Source organism: Pantoea dispersa (assembly GCF_035783935.1).
Classification (GTDB): Bacteria; Pseudomonadota; Gammaproteobacteria; order Enterobacterales; family Enterobacteriaceae; genus Pantoea; species Pantoea dispersa_C.
Map to the genome: position 1 here is coordinate 29,274 of NZ_JALKOV010000004.1, position 12,060 is coordinate 41,333.

General features: G+C 59.5%; 12 protein-coding genes. 6 read left to right on the top strand and 6 right to left on the bottom strand.

What is annotated here, in order from left to right; all coding sequences use genetic code 11:
• Positions 1–139: 139 nt before the first annotated feature.
• From napF to nudK, 6 genes are all read left to right on the top strand, one after another.
• Positions 140–610, top strand: a complete 471-nt coding sequence (napF, locus tag MXF20_RS09445; protein WP_260640732.1) for a ferredoxin-type protein NapF — start codon at positions 140–142, stop codon at positions 608–610.
• Positions 600–878 carry a chaperone NapD gene (locus MXF20_RS09450; RefSeq protein WP_260640731.1) on the top strand — a complete coding sequence of 93 codons (279 nt, stop codon included), beginning with the start codon at positions 600–602 and terminating at the stop codon, positions 876–878. The genes napF and MXF20_RS09450 overlap by 11 nt, the downstream gene beginning before the upstream one ends.
• On the top strand, positions 875–3,361 hold the full coding sequence (napA, locus tag MXF20_RS09455) for a nitrate reductase catalytic subunit NapA (protein WP_325969009.1): 2,487 nt from the start codon (positions 875–877) through the stop codon (positions 3,359–3,361). Before MXF20_RS09450 ends, napA begins: the two co-directional genes overlap by 4 nt.
• Before the next feature lie 11 nt (positions 3,362–3,372).
• The gene (napB, locus tag MXF20_RS09460; protein WP_325969010.1) at positions 3,373–3,804 is read left to right on the top strand and encodes a nitrate reductase cytochrome c-type subunit; all 432 of its coding nucleotides are present in this window, start codon (positions 3,373–3,375) and stop codon (positions 3,802–3,804) included.
• A 7-nt stretch (positions 3,805–3,811) separates the two neighbouring features.
• Complete coding sequence (gene napC, locus MXF20_RS09465) at positions 3,812–4,396, top strand: cytochrome c-type protein NapC (protein ID WP_058758337.1); 585 nt, start codon at positions 3,812–3,814, stop codon at positions 4,394–4,396.
• 902 nt (positions 4,397–5,298) lie between these two features.
• Positions 5,299–5,889 (top strand): GDP-mannose pyrophosphatase NudK, encoded by a 591-nt coding sequence (gene nudK, locus MXF20_RS09470; protein ID WP_325969012.1) that lies wholly within the window; start codon positions 5,299–5,301, stop codon positions 5,887–5,889.
• 59 nt (positions 5,890–5,948) lie between these two features.
• Here nudK and rbsK read toward each other — a convergent pair whose 3' ends face one another.
• From rbsK to MXF20_RS09500, 6 genes are read right to left on the bottom strand one after another with little or no spacing between them, the layout of a single operon-like run.
• Positions 5,949–6,923 carry a ribokinase gene (gene rbsK / locus MXF20_RS09475; protein WP_325969013.1) on the bottom strand — a complete coding sequence of 325 codons (975 nt, stop codon included), beginning with the start codon at positions 6,921–6,923 and terminating at the stop codon, positions 5,949–5,951.
• The gene (gene alsK / locus MXF20_RS09480) at positions 6,920–7,816 is read right to left on the bottom strand and encodes an allose kinase (RefSeq protein ID WP_325969015.1); all 897 of its coding nucleotides are present in this window, start codon (positions 7,814–7,816) and stop codon (positions 6,920–6,922) included. The genes rbsK and alsK overlap by 4 nt, the downstream gene beginning before the upstream one ends.
• Complete coding sequence (gene alsE / locus MXF20_RS09485; protein ID WP_058758340.1) at positions 7,813–8,505, bottom strand: D-allulose 6-phosphate 3-epimerase; 693 nt, start codon at positions 8,503–8,505, stop codon at positions 7,813–7,815. Before alsE ends, alsK begins: the two co-directional genes overlap by 4 nt.
• Positions 8,505–9,554, bottom strand: coding sequence for an ABC transporter permease (locus MXF20_RS09490; protein WP_325969017.1), 1,050 nt, complete (start codon positions 9,552–9,554; stop codon positions 8,505–8,507). The genes alsE and MXF20_RS09490 overlap by 1 nt, the downstream gene beginning before the upstream one ends.
• A 17-nt stretch (positions 9,555–9,571) precedes the next feature.
• On the bottom strand, positions 9,572–10,561 hold the full coding sequence (locus MXF20_RS09495) for an ABC transporter permease (RefSeq protein ID WP_325969018.1): 990 nt from the start codon (positions 10,559–10,561) through the stop codon (positions 9,572–9,574).
• Positions 10,554–12,059 carry a sugar ABC transporter ATP-binding protein gene (locus MXF20_RS09500; protein ID WP_325969019.1) on the bottom strand — a complete coding sequence of 502 codons (1,506 nt, stop codon included), beginning with the start codon at positions 12,057–12,059 and terminating at the stop codon, positions 10,554–10,556. Before MXF20_RS09500 ends, MXF20_RS09495 begins: the two co-directional genes overlap by 8 nt.
• Between the last annotated feature and the right edge of the window lies 1 nt (position 12,060).

The following is a 12,060-nucleotide window of genomic DNA, read 5'->3' on the forward strand; positions in this document are numbered from 1 at the left end:
GCCAGTCGGCCCCCGTTTTTATTTCAATTCTCCTTCTCTTGATCCCGCATCGGGAATTACACCTTTCGGGTGATATAGCCCTTCATAACGTCAGGTTATTTTACGCACCATCTCTACATCCCCGCATGAAGGTGAGCCGATGGCGCTGTCGCGACGTGAACTCTTTACCGGGCAGCGCGTCATGCCTGCCGGCGGCATCGCGCTGCCGTGGTGGCGGGGAGAGAGCGGCTGTGACGGCTGTGGACGCTGCGTACAGGCCTGCGAAAGCGGCATTATCCGCATCGCCGCTGGCGAAACGCCACAGCTCGACTTTCTGCAGGGCGAATGCACCTTTTGCGCGGCCTGTGCCGACGTCTGCCCGCAGCCGCTGTTTCAGCCGCGCGACGCTGAACCTTTTAGCCAGCGCATCCGCATCGATAGCCGCTGCATCGCTTTTCTCGGCGTTAACTGTCGCAGCTGCCAGGAGAGTTGTGAGCAGCAGGCGATTCGTTTTCGCCTGATGCCCAACGGTATCGGTCAGCCGGAAACCCTTCCGCAACACTGCACCGGCTGTGGCGCCTGTATCGCGCCGTGTCCGGTCTCAGCCACAGGATTGCATCATGACGAATAACGACAGCTGGCACGTGTGTGGCCTGGTGATTCAGGCGCGTCCGACCGCGATCGCGGCGGTGCGGCAGGCGCTTCTGCATCTGGCCGATAGCGATATCGCGGCGGAAGATGCCGCACGCGGCACGCTGGCGCTAACGCTGGGCGCGGCCGACAGCGCTACGCTGCTGAGCAACATTGAAGCCACCCGCAACATCCCGGATGTGCTGGCGGTATCGCTGGTTTATCACCAGCAAGACGAAATTGAAGAACCCTGTAAGGAAGCATCATGAACCTGAGTCGTCGTGATTTTATGAAGGCCAATGCGGCGGCTGCTGCTGCAACGGCTGCCGGTCTCACCATACCGACCGTGACCAAAGCGGCCACCAGCCTGGTTGAGCCGATTCGCTGGGAAAAAGCGCCGTGCCGTTTCTGCGGCACCGGCTGCGGCGTGCTGGTTGGCACGCAGAATGGTCGCGTGGTCGCCTCGCAGGGCGATCCGCAGGCGGAGGTTAACCGCGGTCTGAACTGCATCAAAGGCTACTTCCTGCCGAAGATCATGTACGGCAAAGATCGCCTGACCCAGCCGCTGCTGCGCATGACCGACGGCAAATTTGATAAGAACGGCGAGTTCACCCCGGTAAGCTGGGATCAGGCGTTCGACATCATGGAAGCGAAGTTTAAGGCAGCGCTGAAAGCCAACGGTCCGGAATCGGTCGGCATGTTTGGCTCCGGCCAGTGGACCGTATGGGAAGGTTACGCCGCGTCAAAGCTGATGAAAGCCGGCTTCCGCACCAACAATCTCGATCCGAACGCGCGCCACTGCATGGCGTCGGCGGTGGTGGGCTTTATGCGCACCTTCGGCATGGACGAACCGATGGGCTGCTACGATGACATCGAGCAGGCCGATGCGTTTGTGCTGTGGGGCTCGAACATGGCTGAGATGCACCCAATTCTCTGGTCACGCCTGACCGCGCGGCGTCTCAGCAATGACAACGTCAAAGTGGCGGTGCTGTCGACCTATCGCCATCGCAGCTTCGAGCTGGCCGATAACGCCATTGTCTTCACACCGCAGAGCGATCTGGCGATCCTCAACTTCATCGCCAACTACATTATTCAGAACAACAAAGTCGATAAAACCTTCCTGCAGAATCATGTCACGCTGCGTAAAGGCGTGACCGATATTGGCTACGGTTTGCGCCCGACCAATCCGCTGCAGGCCGCCGCAAAAAATCCGGACAACGGCGAATCGACGCCGATCAGCTTCGACGAGTATGCGCAGTTTGTCGCGGAATACACGGTGGAAAAAGCCAGCGCCATGAGCGGCGTAGAGCAGGATCAGCTGATCGCACTGGCTGAGCTGTACGCCGATCCTAACGTGAAGGTGGTTTCTTACTGGACCATGGGCTTCAACCAGCACACGCGCGGCGTGTGGGCGAACAACCTGTGCTACAACATCCACCTGCTGACCGGCAAAATTTCCCGTCCGGGCACCGGACCGTTTTCGCTCACCGGCCAGCCATCGGCCTGTGGCACCGCACGTGAAGTGGGCACGTTTGCGCACCGTCTGCCGGCCGACATGGTGGTGAATAACGACAAACACCGCGCTTTAGCTGAAAAACTATGGAAGCTGCCGCAGGGCACGGTGCCAGCCAAAGTCGGTCTGCACGCGGTGGCGCAGGATCGCGCGCTGAAAGACGGCAAGCTGAATGCCTACTGGGTGATGTGTAATAACAATATGCAGGCCGGGCCGAACCTGACGCAGGAGCGTATGCCGGGCTGGCGCGACGCGCGCAACTTTGTGGTGGTCTCCGACCCGTATCCCACCGTCAGCGCCCTGTCTGCCGATCTGATTCTGCCGACGGCGATGTGGGTAGAGAAAGAGGGCGCCTACGGCAACGCCGAGCGCCGTACCCAGTTCTGGCATCAGCAGGTAAAAGCGCCGGGCGAGGCGAAATCGGATCTGTGGCAGCTGGTGACCTTTGCGAAACGCTTCAGCGTTGAGGACGTGTGGCCGGAGGCGCTGATTGCTCAGCAGCCTGAGCTGAAAGGGAAAACCCTGTATGACGTGCTGTATGCCAACGGCCAGGTGAATCAGTTCCCGCTGAGCGAAGTGGCCGACGATCGCCTCAACGATGAAGCGCGTGAGTTTGGCTTCTATATTCAGAAAGGCCTGTTCGAGGAGTATGCCAGCTTTGGTCGCGGCCACGGTCACGATCTCGCGCCGTTCGATACCTATCACGAAGCGCGCGGTCTGCGCTGGCCGGTGGTGGACGGTAAAGAGACGCGCTGGCGCTACCGTGAAGGCTTCGACAGCTACGTGAAAGCCGGTGAAGGCGTGCGTTTCTATGGTAAGCCGGACGGCAAAGCCACCATTTTTGCCCTGCCGTACGAGCCGCCAGCGGAAGCGCCGGATGGCGAGTACGATCTGTGGTTCTGCACCGGTCGCGTTCTGGAGCACTGGCACACCGGCACCATGACGCGCCGCGTGCCGGAATTGCACCGCGCGGTGCCGCAGGCGCTGCTGTATATCCATCCGCTGGACGCCAAAGATCGCGGCTTCCGTCGTGGGGAGAAGGTGCGCGTGGTGTCACGTCGTGGCGAAACCCTCGCCACCGTGGAAACGCGCGGGCGTAATCAGCCGCCGCAGGGGCTGGTGTTTATGCCGTTCTTCGATGCCGGCGTGCTGGCCAACAACATCACGCTGGACGCTACCGATCCGCTGTCGAAGCAGACCGATTACAAAAAATGCGCCGTTAAGCTGGTGAAAATCTGAGGCAGGATGCAATGAAACCTTTTATCACTGTTTTAACCGTTGCCGCCCTGATGCTGGGCGGCGTGGTGTACGCTAATAACGGCGTCGATCTCAATCAGTCACCGGAAGTGACGGCAACGCAGCAGGGCACCATTCATCAGCCCAAAGAGCAGAGCCGCAAGCCGCTGAACTACGTTAATCAGCCGCCGGTGATCCCGCACAGCGTGGAGGGCTACCAGGTGACGAAGAACGTGAACCGCTGCCTGCAGTGTCACGGTACGCAGAGCTATCTGACCACCGGCGCGCCGCGCGTCAGTCCGACACACTTTACCGACCGCGATGGTGTGGTGAGCAGCACGGTTTCACCGCGTCGCTACTTCTGCCTGCAGTGTCACGTGCCACAAACCGATGCTAAGCCTGTGGTGGAAAACACCTTCAAACCGGCTGACGGCTTCGGGCAGTGAGGTGGTTATGAAACAGAAACTTTTACGCATCTGGCGCTGGTGGCGACGCCCCAGCCGTCTGGCACTCGGCACGCTGCTGATTCTCGGCTTCGCTGGCGGCATTATCTTCTGGGGTGGTTTCAACACCGCGATGGAGATGACCAACCGCGAGCAGTTCTGTATTGGCTGTCACGAAATGCGCAACAACGTCTATCAGGAATATATGCAGACGGTGCACTACAACAACCGCAGCGGCGTGCGCGCCACCTGCCCGGATTGTCACGTGCCGCACGAGTGGGGACCGAAGATGATTCGTAAGATCCAGGCGAGTAAAGAGGTGTACGCCAAGATCTTTGGCCTGATTGATACGCCGCAGAAGTTTGAGGAAACGCGTATCGAACTGGCACAGAACGAGTGGCGCCGGATGAAGAACAACAATTCGCAGGAGTGTCGTAACTGTCACAACTTCGATTACATGGACTTCACCGCGCAGAAAACGGTCGCCGCCAAAATGCACAGCAAAGCGGTGCAGGACGGACAGACCTGTATCGACTGCCACAAAGGCATTGCTCACCATCTGCCGGATATGAAAGACCAGCCGAACGGTTTTTGATCGTAGCCCGGCAGCGCGGATAGCTGCGCCTGCCGGTGCGGTCTCAGGGTTTCGGTGCCGACCGGTTGATACAGCCGCAAACCACACAACACCGTAACGGCGCGATTTATCGGGCTAAGTTAATCACTACGCAGCTGCCCGGATGCGCAATAAATTGCGCCGCTACGATTCGTGTGGCATTTTATTTCTGCACCATCATCCTGCACATAGTGTAGCGGCGCGATTTATCGCGCTAAGTTAATCACTACGCAGCTGCCCGGATGCGCAATAAATTGCGCCGCTACGATTCGTGCGGCATTTTATTTCTACACCATCATCCTGCACATAGTGTAGCGGCGCGATTTATCGCGCTAAGTTAATCACTACACAGCTGCCCGGATGCGCAATGAATGGCGCCGCTACGATTTGTACGGCATTTTATTTCTGCACCATCATCCTGCACATAGTGTAGCGGCGCGATTTATCGCGCTAAGTTAATCACTACGCAGCTACCCGGATGCGCAATGAATGGCGCCGCTACGATTCGTGCGGCATTTTATTTCTGCACCCTCATCCTGCACATAGTGTAGCGGCGCGATTTATCGCGCTAAGTTAATCACTACGCAGCTACCCGGATGCGCAATAGATTGCGCCGTTATGATTCCTGCGGCATTTTATTTCTGCACCCTCATCCTGCACACAGTGTAGCGGCGCGATTTATCGCGCTGAGTTAATCACTGCACAGCTGCCCGGATGCGCTATGAATGGCGCCGTTACGACACGTGCCATGAGCGTTGAAAAGGCGTAATGCTCAACTGACAACCATTACGCCATCGCAGGCAACCTGCTCCACAATTCAGATAGTTTTCCCCACGGCTTCAGCCTATCATCTCAGGCTCCCTCAGCTACGCAGTGGAGCGGCTATGTCGTTAAAGATCAACATCATCAAAGATAAGTTGCTGTCTGATAATTATTTCATTCTGCGCAACTACACCTACGAACTCACCCGCAGCAACGGCGACGTGGTCCGTCACAAACGTGAGGTCTATGATCGCGGCAACGGCGCCACGATCCTGCTCTATAACCGCGAAAAAAACAGCGTGGTGCTGATTCGTCAGTTCCGCATAGCCACTTATGCCAACGGCAACGCCAGCGGTGAGCTGATTGAAACCTGCGCCGGGCTGCTGGATAACGACACGCCGGAAGATTGCATCCGTAAAGAAGCGGTGGAAGAGACCGGCTACCAGGTTGGCAAGGTCGAGAAGCTGTTTGAGGCCTATATGTCGCCAGGCGGCGTGACCGAACTGCTGCACTTTTTCGCCGCCGAATACAGCGATGCGCAGCGCACTAACGACGGCGGCGGCGTAGAAGATGAAGAGATCACCGTACTTGAACTGCCGTTTCCCCGGGCGCTGGCGATGGTGAAAGAGGGCCGCATTCGCGACGGCAAAACCATCATGCTGCTGCACTATGCGCAGCTGATGGGCTGGTTGCAGGCATCACCGCTGCGGTAATTCGCAGGGTCGGCATGCTTGCCGACCGGGCAGATGTGGGGGCGTAAGACATTACGCCATTACGCCATGTGCGTCATTACCGGGGCATTTAACGGCGTTACTTCACACTCCGGATGGGCCTGCATGCGCGCCAGCGCTTCGGCGTAGGAGGGCATGGAGTTGGCCGCGCCGGAACGCTCGACGCACAGCGAGGCAAACGCGGCGGCAAACAGCGCCGCCTGCGGTAACGCATCGCCGGACGCCAGGCGCGCCGCCAGTGCGCCGTTGAAGGCATCGCCGGCGCCGGTGGTGTCGAGCGGCTGGGCGGGAAACAGCGGAATACGCAGCTGTTGTTCCGCGCTGGAAAGCAGCGCACCCGCGGTGCCAAGCGTAATGATCACCTGACGCGCGCCCTTGCGGTGCAGCACTTCGGCGGCGCGCTGCGCGCTGGCAAAATCGGTCACTTTTATCCCGCTCAGCTGCATCGCTTCGGTGCTGTTGGGCGTCAGCAGGTCCACCTTCGCCAGCAGCGCATCGCTGATTTTCTGCCACGGTGCCGGGTTTAAAATGACAAACGTGCCGCCGGCGCGGGCGTTATCAATCATGCGCTGAATGGCGCTGAGGTTATTCTCCAGCTGCACCAGCAGAATATCGGCGGCGGCCACGGTGGGCTGACAGCGCGCCACTTCGGCGGCGGTTACGGTGGTATTCGCGCCGGGATAAACCGAAATCATGTTCTCGGCATCATCGCCCGCCACGTAAATCAGCGCGTTGCCGGTGGGTTTCTCTTTACAGGTGAACAGCGTAATGGCGTCGAATCCGGTCTTCTCCAGATGGCGGCGGGCAAACGTGCCAAAATCATCATTACCCACTTTACCGATATAGTGCACGCGCGCCCCGGCGCGCAGCGCGGCGGTGGCCTGGTTGGCCCCTTTGCCGCCGGGCCCCATCATGCTGTTGTGCGCCGTGAGCGATTCGCCCGGCAGGGGAAAACGGTTCATCACCGCCACCACGTCGAGGTTGAACGAGCCAAACACACACACTTTTCCTTTCATTGCATGCTCCTGAACAGCCGTTCTGCGGCCAGGCAGGCGCCGCGACAGCCGGTGTGATCGGTGGATTGACTGAAGATGATTTTCAAACCATCCCGCGTGGCCGGCGGCCGTAAATGCTGCTGAATCTGACTGCGCAGCTGCGCCAGCGGGAAATCTGCCATCGCCAGCACGCCGCCGCCCAGAATCAGGTACTCCGGATCGAGAATGTTCATCTCGGTGGCGATCAGCTGCGCCAGCCGGTACACAAACGCCTGCAGCGCCGGGTCAGAGCCGTGATGGGTAAACAGCGCCGACATCGGCGTTTGCGCCGCATTGGCCTGTGCCCAGTGGCTCAACCAGTGGCCGGAGGTCACGGTTTCTGCGCAGCCGTGGTTGCCGCACGGGCAGGGCAGCGCGTTACCGGCCACCGGCACATGGCCAAGCTCACCGGCTCCGCCATGCTGACCATGGTAGAAGCGGCCGTTGAGCCACAGGCTGTTGCCCATGCCGGTGCCAGGATACAAACCTACCGCATTTTCCGGCAGCTGCTCCAGCTGCATTAAATCCCACAGCATCAGATGGTTAACGTCTTTATCCATCGCCACCGGCACGCCCAGACGTTCACTGAGCAGCGCCGCTACCGGCTGATGATCAAGCGCCTGAATGAACGGCAGTGAAATCACCTGCTGGCGATCGCGGCTGAGAATGCCCGGCAGGCCGAGCATCACGCCGCTGACCGGCTGCTGCTCCAGCGTTTCAGCAATCAGCTGTCCGAGCGCGGCGAGCGCATCGGGCTGCTGCGCCCAGCTGGCGGTGGGCACTTTACGAAAGCCGCTCCAGACGCGGCCCGCCTCCATCAACTGCAGACGGGTGCCGGTGCCGCCAATGTCGATACCGAGCCAGCGTGTTGTCATGCCGACACCTGCGCCAGGCCCTGCGCTTCATCAATGCTCTCACGCATCATGTTCCACGCGGTGGCGAGGTCTTCGTGAATGTTAAACAGGCCGGAAGTACCGACAATCAGCACTTCGGCACCGGCACCGACCAGCGTGTTGTAGGTGCGCGTATTACAGGAACCGTCGATCTCAATCAGGTAGCGGTGGCCGTGCGCCTGTTTCAGCGCCTTCAGCTCCTGCACCTTCTGCACCATCTCCGGAATAAACGGCTGACCGGCATAGCCAGGATCCACCGTCATCACGGTGATTTTATCCAGCAGATGAATGTAATGATGGATAAAGGAGACCGGCGTGGCCGGGTTGAGCACCACGCCCACTTTTTTGCCGTAGCTGCGAATCAGGTTAATCACGCGGAACGCATCACGGTTGATGGTTTCAGCGTGCGGGCAAATGTAATCGGCGCCAGCGTTGGCCACCGCTTCAATAAAATCGGTCGGCTCTTCCACCATCAGATGCACATCGATCGCCACTTTGGTATGCGGGCGGATCTGCTCAATAAAGAACGGCGACAGGGTGATGTTTTTAACGTAGTGACCGTCCATGATGTCGATGTGCAGGAAGTCAGCGCGGGAGTCCAGCACGGCCAGCTGGTGCTTGATCTCCATCAGATTCATACACATCAACGACGGGGAGACTTGAATACGCATCATACTTCCTTTTTTTCGGTCAGAGGATTAAGCGCCGCGGCCAGTTTGCTAAGCCTGACGGCACGGTGATCGTTAAAGCGCGCTTTGAGTTGTTTGAAGGCCAGCACCACCACCAGCACCGCGCCCCACATCGCCAGGCTGACGTGCTGGCTGATGTTCATCAGGTTGAAGCCGGTGGAGAGCACCTGCAGGGCAATCAGCGCCAGCACCACGCCGGTCACGCGGCCAAAACCGCCGTTGGGATCGGTGCCGCCGAGAATGATGGCCAGTACGGTCAGCAGCAGGTAGGCATCGCCGTAGCCCATGCGCGCCGAGTTAAAGCGCGCCATCATGATCAGGCCGGCCAGCACGCACAGCAGGCTGGAGATGACGTACACCAGAATCACCATACGGTGGGTATTGATGCCGCTGAACCAGGTGGCGTTGATGTTACTGCCGCCCATGTAGATGCATTTACCGGCGCGGGTTTTGCCGAGGAACAGCGCCAGCAGCGCGGCGGCAACCAGAAATACCCACAGCGGCAGCGGCATGCCCAGCAGCGTGTCTGAGCCGAGCGACTGCACCACCGGCGGCATACCGCTCACCGCCGCACCTTTGGTCAGCCAGATACCGATGCCGTTGAGCGTCATCATGGTGGCCAGCGTTACCAGAATCGGGTGTGCGCCGATGCGCGTCACCATCACGCCGGTGATCACGCCAATTACCGCGGCAATCACCATCGCGCCGACGATGGCAATGAACAGCCACAGCAGCTGCTGACCGGTACCGGCATCAGCGGGCAGGGCGCTCATCAGGGTCCAGGCAATGAACAGCGCCGTCAGGTTAGCGGTGGCGATGATGGCGAGGTTCAGGCCGCCACTGAGGATGGCGATAAACATCGCCAGCGTTAACAGGCCAAGCTCCGGCAGCTGAAACGCCATGCTCATGAAGGTCGAGTCGGTGAGAAAGCGGCCCGGCAGCATGACGGTGAACGTGGCCAGCGCCAGTGCAATCAACAGCATCAGGCCGATGTTGGTGCCGTCCGGCCGCAGCGCAGAGAGTGATTTCATGGTGATTGCTCCTTCCGTCAGACAAAACTGACGTCGGTTTCTTTACGTTTTTTGTAATGGGTGACGGCAATCGCCACCATAATCGTGCCGCCGACCACAATGTTCATGAAGTAGTTGGAGACGCCGATCAGATTGAGGCCGTTTTTCAGGATGGCGATCAGGAATACGCCCATCAGCGTGCCGCTGACCGTGCCTTTGCCGCCCATCAGGCTGGCACCGCCCAGCACCGTTGCAGCCAGCACATCCAGCTCACCGCCCACCAGTGCGTTCGGCACCACTTCGCCCATGCGGTATACCTGCACCAGTCCGCCAATCGCCGCCATCGCCCCGAGCCAGCCGTAGGCAAAGACGTGAATCAATCCCACGCGGATGCCAATGCGCCGCGCCGATTCCGCATCGCCGCCCACCGCATACAGCTGGCGGCCCAGGTTAGTTTTGTTGAGCAGCAGCGCGGTGAGCCCTGCAATCACCAGCATGATCGTCAGCGGTAAGCCAATCTGGAAACTGTTGCCCTGCACGCTGAACGGCAGCACGCTGCGCAGGGTGATCCACCAGTCCGGCAGCGAGTAGAGGCTTTTGCCGCCGGTAACCCACATCAGCAGACCAAACAGCAGCGACTGCATGCTGATGGTGATGATGATCGACACCACGCGCAGCGAGGTGATCAGCAGGGCGTTGATCACGCCGAACAGCGTGCCGCAGACGATAGCCAGCAGAATGCTGAGCAGCGCGTTATCAAACTGGAACTGCACAAACAGCGAGGCGATCAGGTATTGCACCACTGATGCCACGGCGGCGAAGGAGATATCGATACCGCCGGTCACCAGCACCACAAACAGACCGAGGGCGAAAATACCGGTGACGGCATAGCTCTCCGCCAGATCCAGCAGGTTCTGCACCGTCAGGAACTGATCGCTGGCCAGCGAGAAGAACACCATGAAGGCCAGCAGCACCCAGGCGAGCCAGCCCTGGCTGGAGCGCGGACGTAAACGAGAGAAATCAGGCATTAATCACCTCCGCCAGCTGTTCCTGCGCCACGGTATCGGGTTGGTATTCGGCATGAACGGTGCCGTCGCGGAAGTGCAGGATGCGGTCGCAGTTGTACCAGACCTCCGGCACTTCGTCGGAAATCAGGATGATCGACAGTCCCTCTTTCGCCAGCTCGTGGATCAGCTGATAGATGCTGGCCTTGGCGCCGACATCCACGCCGACGGTTGGCGAGTCGAGGATCAGAATGCGCGGCTGGGTCAGCACCCATTTTGCCAGCACGATTTTTTGCTGGTTGCCGCCGGACAGGGTGGAGATCGCCAGGTTGGGATCGGCCACGCGCACGCCGAGCTGCTGGATCCACTGCAGGATCAGCTTGTTCTTGCGGTATTCGTCAATCAGGTGAAAACGGTTTTGCAGCTTATCGAGGATCGGCAGCACCATGTTGTCGGCCACCGACTGCTGCTGCACCAGGCCGAGCGTCAGGCGATCTTCCGAAACGTAGCCGATACCGGCTTTGATGGCGTCTTCGTGCCCGCGAAAACGCACCGGCTTGCTGTCGAGCCAGATTTTGCCGCTGTCCGGTTTGGTCATGCCAAATAGCGACAGCGCCAGTTCGGTGCGGCCGGAGCCGAGCAGGCCGCACAGGCCCAGCACTTCACCGGCATAAAGTTTGAAATTGACGTCGTGATACTGGCCGGCGCGCGTCAGCTTCTCCACTTCGAGAATCGCCCGATCGGCGTTGCGCGTGGGCGCTTTTAGCTGGTAGTCGAGCTTCAGGCCGGTCATCAGTTCGGTCAGGTGATGCGGCGTCATCTCTCTGGCTGGCCAGCAGCCCATCTTGCGGCCGTCGCGGATTACCGTCACGCGATCCGAAATCTCCAGCACTTCATCCAGCCGGTGACTGACAAACACCACGCAGATGTTTTTGTCTTTCAGATAGCGCACGGTGCGCAGCAGCTGATTGACCTCGGTACGCGTCAGCGACGCGGTGGGTTCGTCCATGATCACCAGTCGCGCATCGGCCACCAGCGCGCGGCAAATTGCCACCTGCTGGCGCTGGGCGATCGACAGCGCGGCGACTTTCTCATCCAGATCGAGATCGAACTTCAGCTCATCAATAATGCCGCGCGCGGTGTCGCGCAGCCGCGACTGACGGTGCCAGCCGAGCAGCCCGCTGAGGTTGTGCTCGAAGGCGATGTTTTCCGCCACGCTTAAATTAGGGAACAGCGACAAATCCTGGTAAATCACCTGGATCCCGAAGTCGCGCGCCTGACGGGTGGTCAGACGCGGGAAATGCTGGCCGTCGCCGAGGGTGATGCGGCTGCCACTGTCCGGGGCGTGCACCCCTGAAATGACTTTGATTAAGGTGCTCTTGCCACAGCCGTTGGTGCCAGCGAGACAGTGCACTTCGCCGGCCAGCAGGGTCAGCGAGATATCGCTCAGTGCGCGGTTGCCACCAAATGTTTTCGACAGGTTGTCGAGCGCAATCAGCGTCTGTGGAGTGACCTCATGCATG